Source organism: Rothia sp. HMSC073B08 (genome assembly GCF_001812975.1).
Lineage (GTDB): Bacteria > Actinomycetota > Actinomycetes > Actinomycetales > Micrococcaceae > Rothia > Rothia mucilaginosa.
On sequence record NZ_KV811087.1, the window covers coordinates 150,158 to 174,230 of the forward strand.

Consider the following 24,073-nt stretch of genomic DNA (forward strand, 5'->3'; position numbering starts at 1 on the left):
CACCCGGTGCGGTTCATTCCCCGCCGGATGCACCGGGCGCCCCTCATTTTTTTATGAGGATAGAGAACAACAGAATGCAGACTGCTGTTTTCGCTATGAAAGGAATATCGGAATTGTCGACTCGACGAGATACGACGATTGACGTTGCCAAGGGCCTCGCGATTATCGCGATCGTCTTTGGTCATATTCATCGAGGAATGTGGGCGTCAGGGTTGGGCACCGAGGCCCTGCGTCCCTACAAGTTCATGCTGGATTACGGGGTTTACTTCTGGCACCTGGTAGTTTTTGCCTTCCTGAGCGGCCTGTTCGTGTCGCGAGGAGCGTTGAAGACTACTCCCTCCTCGTACCTGACGAAACGTCTGGTTCTCTTCGGATACCTGTATGTCATTTGGCAGGTTCTACAGGTGGGTATGAAGCTTGTACTTCCGTCTAATTCTTCCGATAAGACGACTGTGATGAGCCTGCTGGAGCTGTGGAAGCCTGAGGGGCAGCTTTGGTTCTTCCCCTGGCTCATGATTGTCACCGTCATCGCTGTGCTGGGGCGCGTCTGGCAGAAGGACGTCAAGGCCTACGTTATTGTGGCGGTATGCGCAATCCTTGCCGTTGCGTTCTGGGGCTACAGCGGTGACTACGTGGGAACGCAGGGTATCTCCCTGGCGGTCTTCTTCATGCTTGGCGTGGCTCTTGGCCACGAGAAGTTCCAGGCTATGATGGAGTCTGTATCGCTGGCGATTCATGCCGTTATCGCGGTCGTTGGTCTGGTTGTCTACACCGTCATCCTGGTGAATGTGCAGGCCGCTCCGCCGACCGTCGTGCCGTACTTTGCGAACAACCCGGCAGCTATTGCTGTCGGTATTGTCGCCTCCCTGCTGTCGTCGCTGGCGGTGCTCTCGATCTCCTACCTGCTGGCACGGATTCCGTGGAGCGGCTGGCTCGCCTACCTGGGACGCCACTCCCTGGAAATCTTTATCGCGCACATCGTGTGCGGTGCCGCTTTCCGTTTCGTACTGACGAAGTCTGGTCTTTTCTCGGTACCTCTGTTCCTGGTGGGCGGTACGATCTTTGCGATCCTCGCCTCGCTGCTGCTGGGGTACTGCGCACGAAAGCTCCGGATTCCGCTCTTTACCCTGCCGCGTCCCATCGAACAAAAGATTAGCTAACCGAACTCACATCGAAGGACACTGAATGTCTATTTCCCTGCCCGTCGAGCTTGACGCCATTGCCGAGGAGCTCGACTACGAGCGTGGCCGCCTCATCTACGAGGGCGCGGGCGGCAACGAGGTGCGCCGCTCCATCCTGCCCGGTGGCGTGCGCGTCATTACCGAAAAGATGCCCGGTACCCGCGGCGTGTCTATCGGTTTCTGGGTGGGCGTGGGCTCGCGTGACGAGGCCCCCGGCATGCTCGGCTCCACCCACTTCCTGGAGCACCTGCTGTTCAAGGGCACCGGCACCCGCACCGCCCTGGACATCGCATCCTCCTTCGACGCGGTAGGCGGCGAATCCAACGCCCTGACCGCTAAGGAGCACACCTGCTACTACGCGCGTGTGCTCGACGATGACGCGCCCATGGCGGTGGACGTCATCACCGACATGGTCACCAACGCCCTGCTGGACCCGGCTCACCTGGAACAGGAACGCGGCGTGATCCTCGAAGAGATCGCCATGGACCAGGACGACCCGACCGACGTCGCTTTCGAAAACTTCGTGGAGCAGCTCATGGGTGAGAACCCGCTGGGCCGACCCATCGGCGGTACCCCGCAGGAGATTACTGAGGTGCCGCGTGACGCCGTGTGGGAGCACTACAAGCGCTACTACACCCCGGACCGCCTGGTCATCTCTGCCGCCGGTTCGCTGGAGCACAGCACCATGGTCCGCCTCGTGCTGGAGGCGCTGACCCGCTACGGCTGGAACCTGCAGGAGGGCGTGGCACCGGCACCGCGTCGCGTACGCACCGACAGCGGCATTGTTCCGCTGAGTGAGCTGCGTGAGGTGGAGAAGGGCTTCGAACAGACCAACATTGTGATGGGCTGCCCGAGCATTATCGCCGGTGACGACCGCCGCTACGCGATGAGCGTGCTGACCAGCGCGTTCGGTGCGGGCATGTCCTCGCGCCTGTTCCAGGAGATTCGTGAGAAGCGCGGTCTCGCCTACAGCACGTTCGCGTTCTCCGGCGCGTACTCGGATGCCGGCTACTTCGGCATGTACGCGGGCTGCCTGCCCGCTAAGACCGAGCAAGTGCGCGAGGTTATGGGCTACGAGTTCGATAAGCTCGCCACCGCCGGTATTACCGAGGAGGAGCTGACGAAGGTCCGCGGCCAGCTGGCTGGCTCCACCGTGCTCGGTAGCGAGGATTCGGGCTCGCGCATGTCCCGCCTGGGCCGCGCCGAGCTGGACTCTGGACTGTTCACCAGCACCGATGAGCTGCTGGAGAAGATCCGCGCGGTCTCCCTGGAGGAGGTTCGTGACCTGGCGGCGTACCTGGGGCAGCAGCAGATGATTACCACCATCGTGCGCTAACCCTCAACGCGAATAAGGTACAGAATGCCCGTTCCCACACCCCACTAAATCGGGGGAGGGAACGGGCATTTTGTATGTATCGGCACCTATCAAAGAGATGCCTCCAAGAAGTGCTTCCGGGCGCTCTGCCGCCCATGCTCTTGACGCTCAGCATGAGCGGCAGAACCGAAAAAGCTACCTCTGAGAGCTACTGCTCAGGGCTACTTCTGTGCCTTGGCAATAGCTTCCATCAGCACCTGGGCATAGAGCTCCTGACCGGCAGCCTCCGGGTGAACACCGTCAGAGGCCAGCAGACCGCTCTGAGTCTGCAGAGCCTGGCGGATCGTAGAGTTCCAATCCGCAATAATCACACGATCAGAATGCTGAGCCGCAAACTCACGAATCTTACCGTTCGAGTAGTCAATCCAGGTCAGGTTGCGCGGGCCGTAACCGGTGACCAGCACCAGCTTAGAATCGGCAGGCATAGCCGCCAGAACCTCGTCGAGCTGACCGTCCAGAATGGTCGAGTTCGCGGTCACCGACAGCACGAAGGTTTTACGAATTTGGCCGTTGGCACCCATGGACTTAATAATCGGCAGGGCCTTGGCGATGGTGCGTGCCTCAGCCGCATCGATGGACGCTTCGGGCATCTTGTCGTACAGCTCGGGGGATACCGCCACCACAATGGAGTCACCCACAATGGTCACCTGCGAAGAGTTTACGGAACCGGTTGCAGCCTTCGACGCCGAGGGGCTTGCCGAAGCCTTCGCGTCCTTACCCGCAGCGCTCGGGCTTGCCGATGCGCTCGCAGCCTGCGCCTCCTGACGAGCCTTCAGGCGTTCAGCGGCGGCACGCTTGCCGTCCTCAACGGACTGCTGGGCGGTAGTCATCGCCGGAGCGGTGTGCACCGCCAGGCCGGTCGAAGCAGCAGCCACAACAACGGCAAGAGCCACCGAAACCGGCAGGAGCCTAGTGCGTGAAGACTGGAAAGCCGCCACCACACGGTTAGCGCTACCGCGGAAACCGTAGCGGCGAATCGGGGTCTCAACCCAGCGGTACGACATCTCCGCAATCGCGAAGGTCGCCACCAAAACGCCCACATTTACCAGCGGGGAGCGGTCCGCACCCATCAGGTAGTGCATGACCACGGCGAGCGGCCAGTGCCACAGGTACAGGCCGTAGGAACGTTCGCCCACCCAGCGCAGGGGCGCGAAGTTCAGCAGGCGGCGCAGCATCTCGGAGGCACCAGCGAGCATGTCGGGCAGCATACCCTGAATCACGCCCAGCGCCAGCAGGGAGGCGCCGAACAGACCCCAGGGAATCGCACCGGGTGCCGACTCGGGAACCAGAATTGCGTAGGGAATCAGCGCGAACAGGGACAGCCAGCTAATCATGACGCGGGCGAACGCGACCAGGCCGAAGGGCTGAGCCACACGGTACAGCACGGACTGCTGCAGCGGCGGGTACAGCGACCAGGGGCGCGCGAACGCCAGCAGGGCGCCGAGCAGCAGGCCGTACAGGTGCGTGTCGGTACCGTAGTAGACGCGGCTAATGGGTGCGCCAGACATCAGAAGAGCGGTGGCGGTGCTCAGCGACGCAATAATACCCAGCACCATGACCACGCTAAAACGACGCCAGCGGCGGCGCAGCAACAGACCAGCCGCAACAATCAGCAGCGGCCACACCACGTAGAACTGTTCTTCCACCGCCAGGGACCAGAAGTTCGTGAAGAGCTCCGGGGAGGTCTGCGCGAAGTAGTCATTACCGGCAAAAATGGAAATCCAGTTGGACGAGAAGGTCGCCGCACCGGCGAGCTGTCGGCCGAGGTTCACCTGAATATCGCCGCCAATGAGCAGGCTGACCGGTCCCATGACCAGAATCAGCAGGGTAATGGCGGGAAGCAATCGGCGGGCACGGCGAATCCAGAAGTTGCCCAGGGCAATTTTGCCGGTGAGAGCACCTTCACGCAGAAGCAGGGAGGTAATCAGGAAACCGGAGATGACGAAGAAAATATCCACGCCGATCATGCCGCCGGGTAGTACGGTGGGCCAGAAATGGTACACCATCACGAGGAGCACAGCGATTGCTCGCAGACCGTCCAGACCCGGCAGAATATAACGCCGGTTAGCCTCATCTGGACGCACGGAGGAGGTAAAGAGGGACTTCATACTGTCAAGGCACTCCGTAGGATGGAAATTATAGAAATACTTCCTAATTATATGGTTGCTAACTTTAGATAACGTATTAAACGGCTTGTATGACGGTTAGATTACTTCGCTTTTTATGCCGCTGAGGTTCCGCAGGGCATCTCACCCAGCGTGTGCGATGGCGTGCACCGCGCTCACACGGGGATAATAGAGGCTGTACGTCACAGCGTCTGCCCCATCGTCGGGGTGCTCATAAGTTACGGAGGAGAGAAGATGGCCCGCGAGGGTAACGAAAAAATCTGGAAGGTTGCGGTACTCGGTGCCGCAGGCCGTATGGGTTCTGAGGCGGTGCGCGCCGTCAACACCTCCGCAGACATGGACCTGGTGGCGGCACTGGGCCGCGGCGACGACCTGCAGGAGCTGGTCGATGCCGGCGCAGAGATTGTTATTGACCTGACCGTTCCCGATTCCAGCGAGGCGAATGTGCGCTTCGCGGTGGAGCACGGTATGCACGCGGTGGTTGGTACGACCGGTTGGACCCCCGAGCGTCTGAACTCCCTGCGCGAACTGCTGGCTGAGCACCCCGAGGTGGGTGTGCTCATCGCCCCGAACTTTGCGATTGGTTCGATTCTCGCCACCGAGTTCGCGGCGAAGGCGGCACGCTACTTCGAGTCTGTAGAGATTATCGAGATTCACCACCCAAATAAGGTGGACGCCCCCTCCGGTACCGCTGTGCACACCGCCCGTAAGGTGGCTGCCGCCCGCGCGGAGGCTGGCGTGGGTGCAAGCCCGGATGCCACCACCTCCGATCCTTTGGGCTCGCGCGGCGCCGTAATCGACGATATTCACGTACATGCGGTGCGTCTGCGCGGCATGGTGGCGCATCAGGAGATTCTGCTGGGCGATCCCGGTCAGCAGCTCGTGATTCGTCACGATTCCTTTGACCGTGCCTCCTTCATGCCCGGCGTACTGTTGGGTGTGCGTGAGGTGGCGGCGCATCCGGGTTTGAGCGTGGGCTTGGACGCCTACATGGATTTGTCGTAGGGGAGCGTTATGTCTGAACAGACTTCACCCGACGCCTCGCAGGTATCTTCCGAGGCTCGTAGCCCCTGGTGGACTTCACTGCGTCTGTGGACTATCTGTGCGTGCGTGCTGATGGTGCTGACCGTGCTGATTCTTCCGTTGCCTTTGGCGGCGCGTGCCTCTATTTTGGGTGTGCTGATTTTTAGTGCTGTCTTTGTGACGGTGGATGCTGGCGGATTCGGCAAGACCTTCGCGGCGCTGACTTGCGCGCTGCTGACCCTGTACCTGGTGCATATTGCGCAGCAGGGGTTCGTGATGCTCACCTCCGGTTCGGTGGCTGGCATTGTTCTTGGTGCGGGTATGATTCTGCTGCCGATTCTGGGTGCGTGGGCGCTGGTGCGTGAGGTGCTTTTCGGCGCTCGTATTCAGCGTATGGCTCAGGAACTGGCGGCGTCAGGCGAACTGGCGGAGGATACCCTGCCTCGCACCCCGAGCGGTAAGGTGGACCGTGAGGCGGCAACGGTGGAGTTTGAAGGCTTCGCGGCGGCGGTTGAGCAGGACCCCGAGAACTGGAAGGCGTGGTTCAACCTGGCGTGCATGTACGATGCCGGTGGTGAACGCAAGCGTGCCCGTGCGGCGATGCGTAACGCGTGGTCGTTGCGTTCGGGCGGTCAGGCGAAGGGCATGCGTTAGGCTCTGACCCTGCGATCCCTAGTCAATGCCACATTTATTTTCGGTATGAGACTGATAACGCCGAGGCTATGTGCCCGGTTTCATAGGCTCTCGTGGAAGTACCGCGGGTTTGAAAGAGTCCGAATAGTAGAACACGCATGAAAACTTATGCGTTCTAACGGAAAAATCTGCATTTCGGGCGTACTCTAGACATATGTCTGAGAACCTTTCGAACCCCGGTACTTTTGTTGAACCCGTCTTCGGTCGCCTCCTGACCGCAATGGTGACCCCCTTCGCGAAGGACGGCTCCGTTGATGAAAAGCAGGTCGCAGACCTGGCGAACTACCTTGTGGAGAACGGTCACGATGGTCTGGTAGTCTGCGGTACCACCGGCGAATACTCCACCATGACCGATGACGAGAATGAACGCGTCTTCCAGATTGTGAAGGACACCGTCGGTTCTCGCGCGAAGATTATTGCCGGTGTTGGTTCAAACGATACGGCGCATACTATTGAGCTGGCGCACCGTGCCGAAAAGATTGGTGTGGACGGCCTGCTGGTCGTGACTCCCTACTACAACAAGCCGACTCAGCCGGGTGTCTACGCCCATTTTGCGACCGTTGCGCAGGCAACTGAGACCCCCGTCATGCTTTACGATATTCCGGGTCGTGCGGGCATCCCCATCGCACCCGAAACCTACCGTCGCCTTGCAGAAATTGATAGTATTGTAGCGGTGAAAGACGCCAAGGCAGACTTCGGTGCCGCAACCGAAGTTATGGCAACCACCGACCTGCACTACTACAGCGGCGACGACGGACTGACCCTTCCCTGGATGGCAATGGGCGCCGTCGGCCTCGTCTCGGTGACCGCACACGTGGCACCCGCACTCTTCCGTGCCCTGATTGATGCTGTCGTTGCACAGGACCTGGTGGAGGCTCAGCGTCTTCACCTGGAACTGACTCCGATTGTCCGAGCAACCATGGGCCGTGCCCCCGGTTGCGTTGCCGCCAAGGAAATTCTTTCCTGGCAGGGTGTGCTGGATGAGCCCGTCGTTCGCCTGCCGCACGTACTCTCCGAACCGGAGGTTGCCCAGGCGATGCGAGCTGACCTGCTCTCCTCGAGCATCGCTCACACCCTGAAGAACGCCTAAACTTTAACGCAGAACCTGCACAACTTATCGTGCAGAGCGCGTATATATAGAGGACTTCGGCTACCGTCACACCCCGACTTCGGGCGCATGATGTAGCCAACGGACGCGGACTCCACACCTAACACTAGGTGAGGGGTCCGCTCTGGCGTATTGCCGCGGTTTACCGCCCAATGATTCGGCCACCACTCAGACAGGGGCCCAGCTTAGGCAGAGGCACCCGCGCACTACACCCCCAATACTTTTGAATACTTTCGGTGATTTGGACGCACCGGCAGCACCCCACCTCCTCGGCATGTGAGAGCCGAACCGGCGGGAGCGCATGCGGTACGAAGCGTCGCCTACGAATCACAGACATCACAAGAAAACATAGAAGAAAGAGGAGACACACGATGAGCGTCTTTGAAGCGAATCTTCCCCTCCCTCCCCGCCTGAAGAAGGACACCCTGCGCGTGGTGCCCCTGGGCGGTCTGGGCGAAGTCGGTCGTAACATGACCGTGTACGAAATTAACGGCAAGCTGCTGATTGTTGACTGCGGCGTGCTCTTCCCCGAAGAGTCCCAGCCCGGCGTGGACCTGATCCTGCCCGACTTCAGCTACATTGTCGACCGTCTGGACGACGTGGTTGCCATGGTGCTGACCCACGGCCACGAGGACCACATCGGCGCGGTTCCCTACCTGCTGCGCCGCCGTCCCGACATCCCCCTGGTCGGTTCCGAACTGACCCTGGCACTGGTTGAGGCGAAGCTCGCCGAGCACCGCATCAAGCCCTACACCCTCGCGGTGAAGGAACACCAGGTGGAGCGTTTCGGCCCGTTCGAGTGCGAGTTCGTTGCTGTGAACCACTCGATTCCGGACGCGCTGGCTGTCTACATCCGCACCAAGGCCGGCAAGGTTCTGCACACCGGTGACTTCAAGATGGACCAGCTGCCGCTGGACGGCCGCATCACCGACCTGCGCCACTTTGCTCACCTGGGCGAGGAGGGCGTGGACCTGTTCCTGCCGGACTCCACCAACGCTGAGGTTCCCGGCTTCACCCCGACCGAGAAGCACATCGGTCCGGTGCTGTCGAACGTTTTCCGTGACGCAAGCGGCCGCATCATTGTGGCGTCCTTCTCCTCGCACGTCCACCGCGTGCAGCAGGTGCTGGACGCAGCCGCTGAGCGTGGCCGCAAGGTCGTGCTCGTGGGCCGTTCCATGGTGCGTAACATGACCATCGCTGAGAAGCTGGGCTACCTGAAGGTCCCCGCCAACGTGCTGGTGGACCTGAAGAAGGTTGACGACTACCGCCCCGACCAGATCGTGATGATGTGCACCGGTTCGCAGGGCGAGCCGATGGCGGCACTGTCGCGCATGGCGAACGGTGACCACAAGATTCAGATTGAGCCCGGCGACACCGTGGTGCTCGCCTCCTCGTTGATTCCCGGTAACGAGACCAGCGTCTTCCGCATCATTAACGCCCTCATGAAGCTGGGCGCTAACGTGGTGCACAAGGGCAATGCGAAGGTTCACGTTTCCGGTCACGCTGCCGCGGGTGAGCTGCTGTACTGCTACAACATTCTCAAGCCGAAGAACGTTATGCCGGTTCACGGCGAGGTTCGCCACCTGATTGCTAGCGGTGACCTTGCGATGGAGACCGGCGTTCCGAAGAAGAATGTGCTGCTCTGCGAGTCCGGCACCGTCGTGGATCTGCGTGATGGCGTGGCGTCCGTGGTGGGCGAGGTTCCCTGCGAGTACCTGTACGTTGACGGCCGCTCCGTCGGTGAGGTCACCGAGAGCGATCTGAAGGACCGCCGTATCCTGGGTGAAGAGGGCTTCGTGTCCATCGTGACCGTCATTGACCGCGCAACCAAGCGCGTGGTGACCGGCCCGGATATTCACGCTCGCGGTATCGCGGAGGACGACGCGGTATTCGACGAGATTGTTCCAAAGATTACCGCCGCCCTGGAGGATGCTCTGCACCGCGCACCCGAGAAGGTGCACACCGTGCAGCAGCTGCAGCAGATTGTGCGCCGCACCATCGGTGCCTGGATTTCTCGCCGTCTGCGCCGCAAGCCCATGATTGTTCCCGTGGTTGTTGAGAACTCCTCGAAGGCCGCGAAGAACTAACACTCTGCGCGAGGCTAGTCGCCTGTCATAGCGAAAAGGCGGGGTCGATACGTTGTGTCGACCCCGCCTGCTGTGTATCTGCCGAACGTCTGCGCGAAAGCTGGGCGAAAGCTGCGCGAAAGCGAACATAGCAGGGGAGAATCGCCTCATCAGCGCCCTATCAATGCCCTCACAGGCACAGGGCGGGGCACACTTTTTAGCTCACTGATAACGAAAGAATCGGTACATTAACGGGAAGGTTGATACCCTAAAAGGTATGGCTCCACGGACCACGAAGGGTCGTAACACGACCTCTACTAAAGCAAACACTAAGAAGACCACCCGCAAGCGCACCACCTCCCGAGGCGGTGCCCAGCGCGGTGCCAACGCGGCGAACCCTGTAGCGGGCGCTATCTCCTCCGTCTGGCTGAGCATCGCTCACGCTATCGGTGGGCTCTTCCGCTCCATTGGCGCGGTGCGCACCGACCTTGCGTCCGAAGACCGCCGTGACGGCGGCGCGCTCACCATCCTGCTGTTCGGCCTGATTAGCGCCGGAGTGGAGTGGTACAACTGGCGTGCCCACACCTCCCTCGGTTTGTTGCGTGCGCCCCTGGACGCCTGGCACACCATGCTCGGCGGTATTTTCGGTCAGGGCGCCCTGCTGATTCCGGTGCTTAGCCTCATCATGGCGTGGTGCATTTTCCGTGGGCCCGACCTGATTAAACGTAATAACCGCGTGGCGTTGGGCTCCTTCATCATTCTGGTGGCGACCTCCTTGTTCTTTGCTCGGCATGCGGGTCACCCGACCTTCGCGGATGGTTTTGATGCCGTCTGGGCTGGTGGTGGCGTGTCTGGCGTGCTGCTGGGCACCCCCATTGTGCGTGTGAGCGGCGGTATTGCGTTCGTTGAGATTCTGATCCACCTGCTGCTGGGTATTGCCGGTCTGATGGTTCTGACGAACACTCCGATTCGTCAGGTGGTGCCGCGTACCCTGCACTTGGTCGGACTGGCTCTGGGTGAGAAGCCGAACGGCACGACTCGAACCTCCGCGAAGGATAGCCCTTCGGATGCGACTCAGACCGTGGATCTGAACGCTGAGGAGCACGACCGCAGTTACCTGTACGGTGACGATGAGAAGCCGGCGCGCTCGGCTCAGAAGTCTGGTGGACTGCTCTCGCGTCTGCGCGGCTGGTTGGGTATTGCTCCCGCTGCGTCGACTGATTCTTCCCTGGACGAGTACGCCGGTGATGAAGCATTCGTGAGCGCCGTGGTGGATGAAACTCACCCGGAGACCACACAGATGCCGGTACAGTCGGCGGACTCTGCACAGGATTCTGCGCAGGGATCCGCTCAGCAGACGCGCCCGGCGGCTAAGCCGAACCGTCTGTCCCGTCTGCCCGGTCGCCTCAACCAGGCACCGGCCGCGCAGGGTGCGTCCGCCCAGGGTACGTCTGCACAGAACGGTGCTTATTCGAGCAGCCCTGACCTCTTCGACGTTGAGGCATCGGATGCGCCCGCAGCCCGCCTGGATCAGGTGCAGCGCGCCGCCGTGGCGAACGGCCGCGTGAACCGTATTCCTGGCGAGGAGCCTCTCTTTGACGTTGAGGCATACGACGGCTTCGGCACCGCTGAGGAAGCCGCACCGCAGACGAAGCCGCACCAGGTGGTGAACCCTGCACAGTCTGCTGCACAGCCCGCCGCCCCGGCTCCCGCCGCTCAGGCTCCTGCCGCACCCGCGGCTCAGCCTCCGATTCCGACCCGCATGCACTCGCCGGGTGCGCACCCGAAGAACGCGGCTCCCGCGGCTTCGCGAGCGCCCGAGGCTGGCGCATCCCGCCCGCTGCAGAACAATACTCAGGTGGCGACCACCGAGCAGGCGCGCGGCGAGCAGGTTGTGCAATCCTCCCGCGGCGCGTACGTGCTGCCTTCTGAGGAGATGCTGGTTTCTGGTCCGCCCGCCAAGGAATCTTCCGAGGTCAACGAGCACGTGGTTGAGGCTCTGACGAATGTGCTGGAGCAGTTCAAGGTGGATGCGCAGGTCACCGGCTTCTCGCGTGGCCCGACCGTGACCCGCTACGAGATTGAGCTGGGCCCCGCCACGAAGGTAGAGCGTGTGACCGCCCTGAGCAAGAACATTGCGTACGCTGTGGCGAGCCCGGATGTTCGTATTCTGTCCCCGATTCCGGGTAAGTCCGCAATCGGTATTGAGATTCCGAATACGGACCGTGAGACCGTTGCCCTGGGTGACGTGTTGCGTTCCCCGCAGGCTCACGCGAACCACCACCCGATGGTCATGGGTGTGGGTAAGGACGTTGAGGGCGGCTTCGTGCTGGCGAACCTCGCGAAGATGCCGCATATGCTGGTCGCTGGTGCGACCGGTGCCGGTAAGTCTTCGTTTGTGAACTCGATGATTACCTCGATTCTGATGCGTGCAACCCCGGACCAGGTGCGCCTGGTGATGGTTGACCCGAAGCGTGTGGAGCTGACCGCCTATGAGGGTATTCCGCACCTGATTACGCCCATCATTACGAACCCGAAGAAGGCCGCTGAGGCTCTTCAGTGGGTGGTTCGTGAGATGGACGCCCGCTACGACGACCTCGCCCACTACGGCTACAAGCACGTGGACGACTTCAACAAGGCGGTGCGTGAGGGTAAGGTTCAGCCCGATCCCGGTAGCAAGCGCACGATTCACGAGTACCCGTACCTGCTGGTGATTGTTGACGAGCTCGCCGACCTGATGATGGTCGCCCCGCGTGACGTGGAAGAGGCGATTGTTCGTATTACGCAGCTGGCGCGTGCGGCGGGTATTCACCTGGTGCTGGCAACCCAGCGTCCTTCGGTGGATGTGGTGACCGGTCTGATTAAGGCGAACGTTCCGTCTCGTATGGCGTTTGCGACCTCCTCGGTCACTGACTCTCGCGTGGTGCTGGATCAGCCCGGCGCTGAGAAGCTGATTGGTCAGGGTGACGCGCTCTTCCTGCCGATGGGTGCCTCGAAGCCGATGCGTGTTCAGGGTGCGTGGGTGTCTGAGTCTGAGATTCACGCCGTGGTTGAGCACGTGAAGAAGCAGGCGCCGACCATCTACCGTGAGGACGTGATGGTCTCTGCCGCGAAGAAGCAGATTGATGAGGAAATCGGCGATGACCTCGACGATCTGCTGCAGGCGGCAGAGATTGTGATTACGACCCAGTTCGGTTCGACCTCGATGCTGCAGCGTAAGCTGCGCATGGGCTTCGCGAAGGCTGGCCGCATCATGGACCTGCTGGAGTCGCAGGGCGTGGTGGGCCCCTCGGAGGGTTCGAAGGCCCGCGAGGTGCTCATCCGCCCCGACGACCTGCAGGCGACCCTGGCGCGTATTCGCGGTGAGGAGCCTCCGGCTGCTGACCCTTACGCGAATGCGGTGGACCCGGGCGAGGCGGTCACCGACTATTTTGATGAGCCCGATGATGAGGGTTCGGAGGACGCTTGGCAGCTGACCGGCCGCTAGTCCTTCAGCGCCCTATCCATTCGGCTGAGTCCACTCAGCTGAGTGAACTCGCGACATGCACCCCGTATCGTCCCTGTGATGTCTGCTACGGCACACGTATAATGGACGGTACGGGGTGTTTGCGTATCCCCGATACGTTTAGGTGTCGGTGCGTACGCGGTCTCTCACCGTCGAAAGCCATCTACCCGTAAGGAGCCGTTATGAGTGAAGCTCGCAATTCCGCACCCGCCGGTGCGGTCAGCACAGCGAAGCCTTCGAACTGGAATGTGCCGAATGTGTTGACGGTTCTGCGTATTATTGCGGTTCCTTTCTTCATTGTTGCCCTGGTTGCGGGCGGTACTTTTGGTGCCGCTGATCCGACGCACCGCTGGCTGGCGTGGATTATTTTCATTCTTGCCATGCTCACGGACTGGGCGGATGGCTACCTGGCGCGCTCGCGTAACCTGATTACGAGCTTCGGCAAGATTGCTGACCCGATTGCCGATAAGTTCCTCACCGGCGCGGCGTTCATTGTGCTGTCGGCGCTGGGTGAGCTGTGGTGGTGGGTCACGATTGTGATTCTGCTGCGCGAGTGGGGCATCACAATCATGCGTCTGTTCGTTATTAAGTACGGTGTGATGGCCGCTAGTAAGGGCGGCAAGATTAAGACCGTGCTGCAGACGGTGGCGCTGGTGCTGATGCTTCTGCCGCTGGGCCAGCTGGGTCTTGGCTGGCTGATTCCTGGTTGGGTTCTGATGGGCGCGGTCACCGCGATTACCGTGTGGACCGGCCTGGTGTATGTGCGTGATGCGTATATTTTGCGTCGTAACTGGTTGCAGGCTCAGGCCTCCCAGGGCGGCGGTCATTAGAGGCGAGGGGAGTGGCGTGTGCTACTCCCCTTCGCTGTACCTGCGGTGCGTTGTGTGCCGCGTGAGGTTTTGGGCGGTGGTTCGCCGCTGAAAGGAGAGAATAATGGTTCCCCTCGTACTTGAAGATGCTCTGTCCTCTGAGCTTTCCTCCGCTGAGGTTTTCTCCGGTACCCCGGAGGCGGCGGCGCTGTTGCTACGTGATGCGGTGCAGTTGCGCGCCGCCCAGGAGGGCCCGGTGCTGGTGGCTACAGCTGAGTCGCTGACCGGCGGGGATGTGGGCGGCGCGATTTGTACGGTGCCGGGCGCATCCGCGTATTACCGCGGCGGCGTGATTTCCTATGCCTACGAGGTGAAGGCTCAGGTGCTGGGCGTGGACGCTCAGCTGCTGGCGCGTGAGGGTGCGGTGCATCCTGCGGTGGCGGTGCAGATGGCGGTCGGTGCGGCGCGTGTGTGCGGTGCCGATTATGCGGTGTCTACCACGGGTGTTGCCGGTCCTGATCCTGCGGATGGCCAGCCGGTGGGTACGGTCTATATCGGCGTGTGTTCCCCTGGCGGTTCTGAGGTGTTTGAGCGCCACTATTCGGGAGATCGGGCGCAGATTCGTGCGGCGGCGAGCGCGGATGCGATTGCTTTGCTGGCGCGTGCGGTGCGCGGCGGCGCCGGTGGGGTTCTGAAGGACGAGCTGGCGTAGCGTGCCGGGCTGTGCGGCGCCTGGAACGGCTGTGTCGTCGTCGGTGCGGCGCCTACCTAAAAAAATTTACGGTTCAAATATATTCACAGGGTTCTTTCAGCTCCACAGGAATAAAGGCATAGGTTCGCCTGTTTGAATAGATACAAGCCGTAAGAAGAGGACGAAAATGGCGGGGCCCCTAGCTCACGCTCCAAAAATCAGTTAGGCTTAACTCTGTACAGTCCCGCAGGTCGGGAATACCTACTCAGGAAAGTGATATAGAAGCTCATGGCTAAGCAGCGCGTATCGATTAATGGCATTACTAAGTGGAAGGAAATCGAGGAGACCCCCCGACAGGTCGCCCCGGTCGTTGAGGAAGCTAAGGTTGTTCCCCTGCGACAGGCAATCGGTGAGGTTCTTCGCGATGTTCGCCAGCGTCAGGGCCGCACCCTGCGCGAGGTTTCCCAGCGTGCCCGTGTTTCCCTCGGTTACCTGAGCGAAGTTGAGCGCGGTCAGAAGGAAGCTTCCTCCGAACTGCTGGCGTGGATTTGCCAGGCTCTGGACATTCCGATGTCCCAGATGCTGCGTGAGGTTGCCGACCGTATGGCGGTTCTCGAGGGCGTTCAGATTCCGGATACTGTTCCGGCTGAGATGTCTGAGCAGTACAAGAGCGATTACTACATTCTCTCGAAGTAACGAGAGGCGGCACATGCCGCGCTAAACGTGAAGCGATGCCGTGCATCCCCGTAAAGTGGGGGTGTGCGGCATCGCTTATTCTGGCTTTACTCTCGGTTTATTCTGGGGGTTGCTCTCGGGCGAGATGTGGGTGATGTGACGAATTATGAAGCGAACTAGCAGTGAAGCGTAAGGAGTGCTTGTGAAGCTGAGCGAATTTTGGGCGTGCATGGAGTATGAGTTCGGTGCCGGGTATGCTCCGGTGCTGGCGCGTGATTTGGTGCTGGGCGCGCTGGGTCATGTGACCGCTGCGGAGGCGCTGGACCAGGGCGTTAACCCGAAGGATGTGTGGCTTGCGATCTGTGAGGAGCAGGAGATTCCGCAGGAGCGCCGCCTGGGTCCCGATAAGGAGCCGTTGCGCTAGTCGGTAAGTCTGGCGTGTTCTAGCATAGGGGTGGGGCCTGCCGCGTGTTCGAGTGCTAGCGCCTGCGCGGGAGGTATTTTCGAATAATTAGTCGAGATTTCGGGGTTTTTCGAAAATATATGCCGAAACCCTATCCGATTTATTCGAAACCGGGTCGTAATTTTGTTCGACTCGTGCTAGACTTTTCCACATCAGGAATTTTTCGGAAAAATCTTCAAAGTTTTCCACAGATTTTAAAAAATGGCCTTATCCTGTCAGGCTGTGACCCTAGAGTAGTCTCAGAAGGAACCGGTAGGCCAAAACCTTCAAGGTCTCGATCACGAGTCCCACCGATTCCGAAGAAACATTACTCCCGTCAACCACTGACAACACAAAGAACGAGGTACTACCGTGGCTAAGAACACCAAGTCTCAGAGCGTAGCTCGCGTTCCCGAAGAGGGTCGCGCCAAGGCACTTGAAGCCGTGATGGCACAGATCGACAAGAACTACGGCAAGGGTGCAGTCATGCGCCTGGGTGATAAGGAAATCACCAAGACCGAGGTTATCTCCACCGGCGCTATCGCCCTGGATGCCGCTCTGGGTATTGGCGGTCTGCCCCGCGGTCGCGTCATCGAGATTTACGGTCCCGAGTCCTCCGGTAAGACCACCGTTGCGCTGCACGCTGTAGCGAACGTTCAGAAGGCAGGCGGCGTGGCAGCATTCATCGACGCCGAGCACGCGCTGGACCCGATTTACGCGGCTAAGCTGGGCGTGGACATTGACCAGCTGCTGGTCTCTCAGCCCGACACCGGTGAGCAGGCACTGGAAATCATGGACATGCTGGTTGGTTCCGGCGCCGTTGATATCGTGGTCGTCGACTCCGTTGCCGCGCTGGTACCCCGCGCCGAAATTGAAGGCGACATGGGTGACTCCCACGTGGGTCTGCAGGCTCGCCTCATGAGCCAGGCTCTGCGTAAGATTACCGGTCGCCTCTCCGCAACCGGCACCACCGCAATCTTCATCAACCAGCTGCGTGAGAAGATTGGTGTCTTCTTCGGCTCTCCCGAAACCACCACCGGTGGTAAGGCGCTGAAGTTCTACGCTTCGGTCCGTATCGACATCCGCCGCATTGAGACCCTCAAGGACGGCGCTAACCCGATCGGTAACCGCACCCGCGCCAAGATCGTGAAGAATAAGATGGCTCCGCCCTTCAAGCAGGCTGAGTTCGACATCCTCTACGGTGAGGGCATCTCCGTTGAGGGCGGCATCCTGGACCTGGCGGTGGAGAACGACATCGTCAAGAAGTCCGGCGCATGGTTCACCTACGACGGTGAGCAGCTGGGCCAGGGCCGCGAGAACGTTCGTAAGCTGCTCAAGGACAACCCCGAGCTCACCGAGGAACTGCAGTACAAGGTTCTGGTGAAGCTGGGCATCATTGAGGAAGAAGCTGACGAGCAGGCAGCTGCTGAGTCCGAGGGTAACGACCCGCTGGACGAGCTGGCTGAGGAGTTCTAAACCCGCCCGCGTAGCTTCTTGCTAACGCCACGACTGATTGCCGTGTGCTGTGCATTCCGCACGGTGCACGGCAATCTGTCGTTAACGGAAGAAGCACGTTAACGGGCGCGCATTAAGGGGAGTATCGGGGGCGCCGGGACAACGCCTCGTTACAATGGGGGAGCGCCGTATAGCCCGGCGCACGGGCCACCAAGCGAACCAACACAGGGGAGAGGAGGAACTGAACATGACGGAACAGCGCATGACGGAACAGCGCCTGACGGAACAGAACGGTCATGAAGAGCGTGAGCGAAACAGCGCGCGTGATGGCGACGCCGGTTTTGCGGCGCTGGATGCGACCGAACCGCACTTCGGTTCCTCAGTGCTTGGTGATTCTGTATTCTCAGCCTCTGTTTCCTTTGAGTCTGCTATTTCCTTTGAACCTGCAGCCCCGCCGGTTGAGGTAGGCGGCTTCGAGGCGCTCAATTTTGAGGTGCCCGCCGCCCTGGCGGAGCCTACCCTCAGCTGGGAGGCGCCTCCTGCTGTTGCGTTTCCTGACGTTGCGCCTCCTATTGTTGGAGAGCCCCCGTATGAAGATGAGCCTCCATACCCTGACGAGCCTCCCTACGAGGATGAACCTCCGTATCTGGCAGAGCCTTTGTACCCTGAAACAGAGTACGCAGGGGAATATTATGCAGGGGAATATTGGGTACCCTCGGACGAAGCGGCACCCGCAGAAGCGATAGCGGAGCAGCGTGGGGGCCAAGAAACCGCACCCCAGAAACCCAAGCCGAAAGCGCGGCAGGCTGAAAAGCTCGCACATAAGAAGAAGCCAGCGCCTAAGAAGAAGTCAGCGGCCACAGAAAACGCACCCAAAAAGTGGGTGCGGAACAGGGCCGCGGATTCGGTATCCGCTGAGGAGTTCCCGGACTGGCACCCCGCCGCGCACGGCTTTGTTGAAGAAAGCATCGCCCGCGATAACGGCGGCGACTACGCCGGGGAGTTCCGCGTACCCGAGCTGCCCCTGCAGGCTGTGCCCGCCAACTTTGAAGATGGCAGTTCTGAGGAAGGCGGCGAATCGCCGCGCCGCAGCCTGCTCGTTGACCCGAACCTGCCCGCCGTCTCCATTGACGAAGCGCCCATTCGTGCCTTCACCCCCGGCGGTGCCGAGCCGCGCCCTATGGCGGCTGGCCGTATGAGTCGAGCGGGTGCCGCCTCCATCGGATCGGGGCTCACTGCCGAAGAGAAGGAAGAGATCGAGAGGCAAGCCGCTCAGCGGGCTAAGCAGAAGAAACGCAAGTCTTCGCGTGCCTCCAAGAACACCGACTACAAGCGTGGGTTCCGCCGCATGAGTGCGGCGCAGCAAGAGAAAATGCGGAGCCGTTCGCCCTACGCGCCCGCCTTCGGGGCTCGAAGTGACGACGAGGAAACCCGCAAGAGTCCTGCGGGCCGCGGCTCGGGGAGCAACCTATTTAGGGAGGGAAGTAGCTTGAACGAAGAACTCACCCCCGCCGAAGAAGCACTCATTCGCGGTATTGCCGAGGAGGAGGCGCAGGGCGACGGTACCGGAAAGCGCCGTGCCGCTTCGGCTGGATCCCCAAAGGGCGGTTCTCCGACACGCGGTTTTCAGAAGGGAAGCGCTTCCTCACAGGCGGAAGGCGCTGTGACCTCCTGGAAGCAGAAGGTACGTGCCGCCCGAGCCGCGGAAGAAACAGACCCCTACACGCGCGCTAAAACCATCGTGTACAACCAGCTGGCGTACTCGGCAAAAACCCGAGGTCAGCTGCGTAAGAAGCTCCAGGCAGAAGGATTCGACGCGGAGCTCATTGAGCCGCTGCTCGATAAGTTCGAGGCTGCAAAACTCATTGACGATGCCGAATACGCCCAAAGCTTTGTGGCGCAGAAGAGCCGCACCAAGAAGCTCTCCCGCGCCGCGCTACGCCGTGAGCTCGCTGAACGCGGGGTGCGTGGTGAAGAGGCGGAGAGCGCGCTGGCTCAGCGCACCGACGAGCAGGAACGTGAGGACGCCGCCGAGCTGGTGCGTAAGAAGCTGCGCCCCGGCATGGATTTGAGTGACCGCGCTGAAAAGGATAGGGTGACCCGCCGACTGCTGGGGATGCTGGCTCGCCGCGGGTACTCCTCCTCGGTGTCGATGTCGGTGATTCGTGAAGAACTTGCCGCCTACGGTGCGGAGGACGAGCTCTGGTAGAGGGTGAATAAAGACGGTCCGCACGCACGGATAGACCCATGCTGGGGTGACCGTAAAAATAGGCACAATAAAGGGTGAGCCCGCTACAGAGATACTCTGTGGCGGGCTCACCCTTATGTTTTTGATCTTTATAAAAAGCCTTGTCGGAGGCTATATCCGCTGTTTACTCTGCTGCTTATTCAGCGGCTCCCAGACGGTTCGCGAACTCGGCGAGGGTTGCATCCTGAGAACCGGCAATCTCAAGCAGCAGGCGCATCAGTTGCGCACCTTCACGGCGAATACGAGGCAACAGATCGGAACGCGCCGAAGAGGAGTACAGCTCCAACAGGGCGCACACGGTCACCGCTGTGCACACCGCCAAATCCTCCGCCAGGTGCTCATCCAGCGGGGCGTCCTCAAAGAGGGCAGAGTACAGCGCCGGCAGCGCCTTCTTGCGGTCCACCCGGTAGCGCGGGTACTCCGGCGAGGAGGGGAAACCCAGCATCGCCTCAACGAAGGGGAAGCCGCGGTGATGCAGGCAGGTGCCTTCCGCATCGACCATGCGCACCTGCGCGCCGTCTGCCGAACCGATCAGCACGTTCTGCGGCGAAAAATCGCCCGAAGAGAGCATATACACCCTGCCGCGGTTGAGCTTGAACTGCTCGGGTACCGGCGGGCGCTTGGTAAAGAAAGGTTGCAGAACGCGGCGGAAACGGAAGGACAGCTCCTCAACGGCGGCGGGAAGAACGGGCGCGTCCTCATGCGCGGCAGAGCTGGAAGCCGGGCTGTCAGCATCGTGCTCGGGGGTGCGCGCCTCGTCAGCCACACCGTACAGCTTCTTCAAACCGCGCTCGGCCAAACCCGGCGAGGCAATAGCGCCCGGGAACTGTGCCTTGCGGTCGGCACGCGCCAGGTTCAGGCGGTAATCCTCCACCGCCTCACCCATAATGCCGCTGGCGGCAAGGGAACGGTACGCCTCAATGTAGTAGTTCAGCGCGTCCAGCGCCTGCTGTTCGGTGCCCTCCAGTAGGGCGTGGGCGACCGAATACTGCTCGCCCTCAACGGTTCCGGCGCTCACATCTTCCAGCGCCAGCACGCGCAGCTCAGCGTCCGCGCCATAGAGCTGCGGGAACAGACCCGGAACCTGCCGGTTCAGCGCCTCCAAACCGTAGCGCTCACGCAGGTACCCGAAACCGCCCGCGTTCACCGTCGAATCCTTACGGCGGTAACGCTTCACAATAATCGAGGTCGGCAAAGACTGTGTAGACTCGAAAGACTGTGCAGACTCGGCGGCAGGCTCATACACGACACGCACCACAACGGAACGCATGCCGGTGCCCAGAATCTGCACGCGCTCAACCGCACGGGCAGCTACCTGATCCAAAGAATGCGCCCAGCTGAGCAGCTGCATCAGGGTCTGACGCATCGAGGCAGAATCAGCGCTCGCCTGAGGCGGCACGGGAGAGTAGGCGGCAATCGCCTCCTCGATGAGGGTGTTTAGAAGCTCCCCGTCAGGGGCGGGGGCGGAAGAATCGTTCGGTGACAGAGCCGGAAAGTTACTACTAAGGGAAACCTGCATAGAGCCATTATCCCCTATCGGATACCCTATAGGGCATGACTTCGACCCTCAGCGATTCCGCCCAGACCCCCGAAACCAGCCCCCGCACCTACGAAGTGCGCACTTTCGGCTGCCAGATGAACGTGCACGACTCCGAACGAATGTCCGGCCTGCTGGAGGCTAACGGCTACGTTCGCGCTGAGGAAGGCACCCAGCCCGACCTGGTGGTTTTCAACACCTGCGCGGTCCGCGAAAACGCTTCCAACCGCCTGTACGGCAACCTCGGTCAGCTGGCACCGGTCAAGCGCGCCCACAAGGGCATGCAGATCGCTGTGGGCGGCTGCCTGGCGCAGAAGGACCAGGACGCCATCATTGAGAAGGCACCCTGGGTGGACGTCGTGTTCGGTACCCACAACATTGGTGCCCTCCCCACCCTGCTGGAGCGTGCCCGCCACAACCACGAGGCGCAGGCAGAACTGCTCGAATCCCTCGAAGTTTTCCCCTCCACCCTGCCGACTAAGCGCGACCACGTGTACTCCGGCTGGGTGTCCATCTCGGTTGGCTGTAACAACACCTGCACCTTCTGCATCGTGCCGTCTCTGCGCGGTAAGGAGAAGGACCGCCGCCCCGGCGACATTCTCGCTGAGGTTCAGGCGCTGGTCGATGATGGCGCTATTGAGGTGACCCTGCTCGGCCAGAACGTGAACTCCTACGGTGTGGAGTTCGGCGACCGCCAGGCGTTCTCCAAGCTGCTGCGTGCCTGCGGTGAGATTGAGGGCCTGGAGCGTGTACGCTTCACCTCCCCGCACCCGGCAATGTTCACCGACGACGTGATTGACGCGATGGCGGAGACCCCGAACGTCATGCCCGTGCTGCACATGCCGCTGCAGTCCGGCTCCGACAAGGTGCTCAAGGACATGCGCCGCTCCTACCGTTCCAAGAAGTTCCTGAACATTCTGGACAAGGTGCGCGAGCGCATCCCGAACGCCGTGATTACCACCGACATCATTGTGGGCTTCCCCGGCGAGACTGAAGAGGACTTCCAGGACACTCTGAAGGTTGTGGAGCAGGCTCGTTTCTCCTCCGCGTTCACCTTCCAGTACTCGATCCGCCCCGGCACCCCGGCGGCGACCATGGAGAACCAGATTCCGAAGGAGGTCGTGCAGGAACGCTACGAGCGTCTGATTGCCCTACAGGACCGTATCGCCGGTGAGGAGAACCGCAAGCAGCTCGGTAAGACCGTTGAGCTGATGGTCGTTGCGGAGGCAGGTCGTAAGGCTGAGCAGACTCACCGCCTCTCCGGTCGTGGCCCGGACCAGCGCCTCGTGCATTTCTCGGTGCCCGAGGGCTGCGAGATTCCCCGCCCCGGCGATATGGTCACCGTGCCTATTACCGAGGCTGGTTCCTTCCACCTGATTTCTGACCCGACCGCCGAGCAGTACCAGCTGCGCCGCACCCGCGCCGGTGACGCGTGGGACCGTTCCCAAGCTGACTCTTGCGGTACCGGCACCACCCAGGTGCCCGGTGCGCCGGTGGGCCTGGGCATGCCGACCATCGGTCTGCGCCCCTAAAACCTATAACGAATCATGCGCCCTGTTCCTCGGGCTCTTGCCACCACCGCAAGTGGGGGTGAGGGAACCGGTAGAATGGGGCGCATGACTATCTCCGAAACTCTGCCCGTTATCGCTATTGTGGGCCCGACCGGCACCGGTAAGAGCGCGCTCGCCATTGAGCTGGCTCTGCGCCTGAACGGTGAGTGCATTAACGCTGATTCTATGCAGTTCTACCGGGGTATGGATATTGGTACCGCGAAGGTCACCGCGGAGGAGATGCGCGGCGTTCCGCACCACCTGCTGGACATTATGGACGTGCGGGATGAGGCGTCCGTGGCGGAGTTTCAGGGGCGTAGCCGTGAGCTGATTGAGCAGATCCGTGGCCGTGGCCGCTACCCGATTCTGGTGGGTGGTTCCGGTCTGTATATGCGTGCCGCCCTGGATAGGTTGGAGTTTCCCGGCACGGATGCGCGGGTGCGTGAGCGCCTGGAGGAGCAAGCGCGTACCGAGGGTATTGGTGTTCTGCACGCCCGCCTGGCGGAGGTCGACCCGGAGTCGGCGGCGCGCGTGAAGGATGAGCGCCGCATTATTCGAGCCCTGGAGGTGTTCGAGGTGACGGGCCGCCCGTTCTCGGCGTTCATGCCGGTGCGCGAGTACGTGACGGAGAGTATTCAGATTGGTCTGGATATGGATCGTGCCCTGCTGCACGAGCGTCTGCACCGCCGTGTGGAGCTGATGCACGAGCAGGGTCTGCTCGATGAGATTCGTACCCTGAACGAGCAGGGACTGCAGGAGGGTAAGACTGCCTCCCGCGCGATTGGTTACGCGCAGTTCGCTCGCGCCCTTGAGGATGCAGACTACAGCGTGGAGCAGGCGATTGAGGATACGACCATTGCGACCCGCCAGTTTGCGCGCCGCCAGCTGACCTGGTTCCGTGCGGACCCGCGCGTGCAGTGGCTAGATGCGCTCTCACCCACCCTTGCAGATGAGGCGTTGGCTACAATTTTGCAAAAATAAGCAAATGGACGTACTAAAGCTGGGAAATTGAGGTTACTCTAGGGACATATTGAACTCAATTATAGAGGAAATATGTCACTCACATCACATACGAAAAATTCTGCCACTCTGTCTGCGGCAGAATCCACTCCGCGTTCCCTCTACGATGCCATTCTGGGCGGAACGAATTCACTGAACTTTCTTCGCCTCTCATTGGCCTCGTTAGTTATCGTGGCCCATGCTGCCCCTCTTGTCGGTTTTAACGCTGGAATTCTCGGAATTCCTGTTCCCGAACATATCGGCACTTTGGGTGAATGGGCTGTGAACATGTTCTTTTGCATCTCAGGATTCCTGATTGCTCATAGCGCGCAACGGGGTACTATCTCCGGCTATGTTAAGCGTCGTGCCCTAAGAATTTTCCCCGGCTACTGGGTATCCATTCTATTTGTTGTCTTCCTGTGCGCACCGATTGCTGTAGCCACCGGACACACGGCAGAGCCCTATTCACTGAAAGGTGCAGGCGGATACATCGCGCGCAATTTTGACCTTTTCAATCTGCAATACCCCCTTTTTGGTGGTCCCATTGGCATCCCTTTCACGGCTCTTCAGAGTTGAGTGTGGTTGGAGGC

The 24,073-nt window shown here is 60.7% G+C and carries 18 protein-coding genes; 16 read left to right on the top strand and 2 right to left on the bottom strand.

Going from position 1 to position 24,073, the window contains the following annotated elements; translation table 11 throughout:
• Window positions 1-113 precede the first annotated feature (113 nt).
• Both HMPREF2884_RS08860 and HMPREF2884_RS08865 read left to right on the top strand, forming a co-directional pair.
• Window positions 114-1,160 carry an acyltransferase family protein gene (locus HMPREF2884_RS08860; RefSeq protein ID WP_168165216.1) on the top strand — a complete coding sequence of 349 codons (1,047 nt, stop codon included), beginning with the start codon at window positions 114-116 and terminating at the stop codon, window positions 1,158-1,160.
• 25 nt (window positions 1,161-1,185) lie between these two features.
• The gene (locus HMPREF2884_RS08865; protein WP_005507899.1) at window positions 1,186-2,517 is read left to right on the top strand and encodes a M16 family metallopeptidase; all 1,332 of its coding nucleotides are present in this window, start codon (window positions 1,186-1,188) and stop codon (window positions 2,515-2,517) included.
• A 200-nt stretch (window positions 2,518-2,717) separates the two neighbouring features.
• Here HMPREF2884_RS08865 and HMPREF2884_RS08870 read toward each other — a convergent pair whose 3' ends face one another.
• Window positions 2,718-4,664: an acyltransferase family protein gene (locus HMPREF2884_RS08870; protein WP_070616861.1), complete on the bottom strand. Its 1,947-nt coding sequence runs from the start codon at window positions 4,662-4,664 to the stop codon at window positions 2,718-2,720.
• 252 nt (window positions 4,665-4,916) lie between these two features.
• Between HMPREF2884_RS08870 and dapB the strand changes: the two genes are divergently transcribed.
• From dapB to HMPREF2884_RS08925, 11 genes are all read left to right on the top strand, one after another.
• Window positions 4,917-5,687: a 4-hydroxy-tetrahydrodipicolinate reductase gene (gene dapB, locus HMPREF2884_RS08875; protein WP_070604818.1), complete on the top strand. Its 771-nt coding sequence runs from the start codon at window positions 4,917-4,919 to the stop codon at window positions 5,685-5,687.
• A 9-nt stretch (window positions 5,688-5,696) separates the two neighbouring features.
• Window positions 5,697-6,359 carry a tetratricopeptide repeat protein gene (locus HMPREF2884_RS08880; protein ID WP_070616864.1) on the top strand — a complete coding sequence of 221 codons (663 nt, stop codon included), beginning with the start codon at window positions 5,697-5,699 and terminating at the stop codon, window positions 6,357-6,359.
• Window positions 6,360-6,552: 193 nt separating this feature from the next.
• Window positions 6,553-7,488 carry a 4-hydroxy-tetrahydrodipicolinate synthase gene (dapA, locus tag HMPREF2884_RS08885; RefSeq protein WP_005507104.1) on the top strand — a complete coding sequence of 312 codons (936 nt, stop codon included), beginning with the start codon at window positions 6,553-6,555 and terminating at the stop codon, window positions 7,486-7,488.
• Window positions 7,489-7,877: 389 nt separating this feature from the next.
• On the top strand, window positions 7,878-9,593 hold the full coding sequence (locus tag HMPREF2884_RS08890) for a ribonuclease J (protein WP_070616866.1): 1,716 nt from the start codon (window positions 7,878-7,880) through the stop codon (window positions 9,591-9,593).
• A gap of 256 nt (window positions 9,594-9,849) precedes the next feature.
• Window positions 9,850-13,059: an FtsK/SpoIIIE family DNA translocase gene (locus HMPREF2884_RS08895; protein ID WP_070616868.1), complete on the top strand. Its 3,210-nt coding sequence runs from the start codon at window positions 9,850-9,852 to the stop codon at window positions 13,057-13,059.
• Between the two features lie 200 nt (window positions 13,060-13,259).
• A complete protein-coding gene (gene pgsA, locus HMPREF2884_RS08900; RefSeq protein WP_049345100.1) occupies window positions 13,260-13,907 on the top strand; it encodes a CDP-diacylglycerol--glycerol-3-phosphate 3-phosphatidyltransferase in 648 nt (215 codons plus the stop codon).
• Window positions 13,908-14,007: 100 nt separating this feature from the next.
• Entirely contained in the window at window positions 14,008-14,598 is a 591-nt protein-coding gene (locus HMPREF2884_RS08905) for a CinA family protein (RefSeq protein WP_049359385.1), read from the top strand.
• Window positions 14,599-14,865: 267 nt separating this feature from the next.
• Window positions 14,866-15,273, top strand: a complete 408-nt coding sequence (locus tag HMPREF2884_RS08910; protein WP_005507109.1) for a helix-turn-helix domain-containing protein — start codon at window positions 14,866-14,868, stop codon at window positions 15,271-15,273.
• A 181-nt stretch (window positions 15,274-15,454) separates the two neighbouring features.
• Window positions 15,455-15,676 carry a DUF3046 domain-containing protein gene (locus HMPREF2884_RS08915; protein WP_070616870.1) on the top strand — a complete coding sequence of 74 codons (222 nt, stop codon included), beginning with the start codon at window positions 15,455-15,457 and terminating at the stop codon, window positions 15,674-15,676.
• 390 nt (window positions 15,677-16,066) lie between these two features.
• Entirely contained in the window at window positions 16,067-17,170 is a 1,104-nt protein-coding gene (gene recA, locus HMPREF2884_RS08920; protein WP_005507111.1) for a recombinase RecA, read from the top strand.
• A 226-nt stretch (window positions 17,171-17,396) separates the two neighbouring features.
• Window positions 17,397-19,358: a regulatory protein RecX gene (locus HMPREF2884_RS08925; protein WP_246827955.1), complete on the top strand. Its 1,962-nt coding sequence runs from the start codon at window positions 17,397-17,399 to the stop codon at window positions 19,356-19,358.
• Between the two features lie 175 nt (window positions 19,359-19,533).
• On the opposite strand, the gene HMPREF2884_RS08930 is transcribed toward HMPREF2884_RS08925, so the two are convergent.
• On the bottom strand, window positions 19,534-20,916 hold the full coding sequence (locus HMPREF2884_RS08930) for a hemin ABC transporter substrate-binding protein (protein WP_070616872.1): 1,383 nt from the start codon (window positions 20,914-20,916) through the stop codon (window positions 19,534-19,536).
• A gap of 35 nt (window positions 20,917-20,951) precedes the next feature.
• Here HMPREF2884_RS08930 and miaB point away from each other — a divergent pair, with 35 nt between their 5' ends.
• The 3 genes from miaB to HMPREF2884_RS09060 all read left to right on the top strand — a co-directional run bounded on the left by miaB (window position 20,952) and on the right by HMPREF2884_RS09060 (window position 24,059).
• Window positions 20,952-22,466 carry a tRNA (N6-isopentenyl adenosine(37)-C2)-methylthiotransferase MiaB gene (gene miaB / locus HMPREF2884_RS08935; RefSeq protein WP_070616874.1) on the top strand — a complete coding sequence of 505 codons (1,515 nt, stop codon included), beginning with the start codon at window positions 20,952-20,954 and terminating at the stop codon, window positions 22,464-22,466.
• A gap of 84 nt (window positions 22,467-22,550) precedes the next feature.
• Entirely contained in the window at window positions 22,551-23,465 is a 915-nt protein-coding gene (miaA, locus tag HMPREF2884_RS08940; protein WP_070616876.1) for a tRNA (adenosine(37)-N6)-dimethylallyltransferase MiaA, read from the top strand.
• A gap of 72 nt (window positions 23,466-23,537) precedes the next feature.
• Window positions 23,538-24,059: an acyltransferase family protein gene (locus tag HMPREF2884_RS09060; protein WP_083309694.1), complete on the top strand. Its 522-nt coding sequence runs from the start codon at window positions 23,538-23,540 to the stop codon at window positions 24,057-24,059.
• The last annotated feature ends 14 nt before the right edge of the window (window positions 24,060-24,073 follow it).

Bases quoted from the DNA above. Each gene is read 5' to 3' on its own strand.
- HMPREF2884_RS08865 (WP_005507899.1), top strand. From the start codon at position 1,186: ATGTCTATTTCCCTGCCCGTCGAGCTTGACGCCATTGCCGAGGAGCTC.
- HMPREF2884_RS08870 (WP_070616861.1), bottom strand. From the start codon at position 4,664: ATGAAGTCCCTCTTTACCTCCTCCGTGCGTCCAGATGAGGCTAACCGG.
- dapB (WP_070604818.1), top strand. From the start codon at position 4,917: ATGGCCCGCGAGGGTAACGAAAAAATCTGGAAGGTTGCGGTACTCGGT.
- HMPREF2884_RS08880 (WP_070616864.1), top strand. From the start codon at position 5,697: ATGTCTGAACAGACTTCACCCGACGCCTCGCAGGTATCTTCCGAGGCT.
- dapA (WP_005507104.1), top strand. From the start codon at position 6,553: ATGTCTGAGAACCTTTCGAACCCCGGTACTTTTGTTGAACCCGTCTTC.
- HMPREF2884_RS08890 (WP_070616866.1), top strand. From the start codon at position 7,878: ATGAGCGTCTTTGAAGCGAATCTTCCCCTCCCTCCCCGCCTGAAGAAG.
- HMPREF2884_RS08895 (WP_070616868.1), top strand. From the start codon at position 9,850: ATGGCTCCACGGACCACGAAGGGTCGTAACACGACCTCTACTAAAGCA.
- pgsA (WP_049345100.1), top strand. From the start codon at position 13,260: ATGAGTGAAGCTCGCAATTCCGCACCCGCCGGTGCGGTCAGCACAGCG.
- HMPREF2884_RS08910 (WP_005507109.1), top strand. From the start codon at position 14,866: ATGGCTAAGCAGCGCGTATCGATTAATGGCATTACTAAGTGGAAGGAA.
- HMPREF2884_RS08925 (WP_246827955.1), top strand. From the start codon at position 17,397: ATGACGGAACAGCGCATGACGGAACAGCGCCTGACGGAACAGAACGGT.
- HMPREF2884_RS08930 (WP_070616872.1), bottom strand. From the start codon at position 20,916: ATGCAGGTTTCCCTTAGTAGTAACTTTCCGGCTCTGTCACCGAACGAT.
- miaB (WP_070616874.1), top strand. From the start codon at position 20,952: ATGACTTCGACCCTCAGCGATTCCGCCCAGACCCCCGAAACCAGCCCC.
- miaA (WP_070616876.1), top strand. From the start codon at position 22,551: ATGACTATCTCCGAAACTCTGCCCGTTATCGCTATTGTGGGCCCGACC.
- HMPREF2884_RS09060 (WP_083309694.1), top strand. From the start codon at position 23,538: ATGTCACTCACATCACATACGAAAAATTCTGCCACTCTGTCTGCGGCA.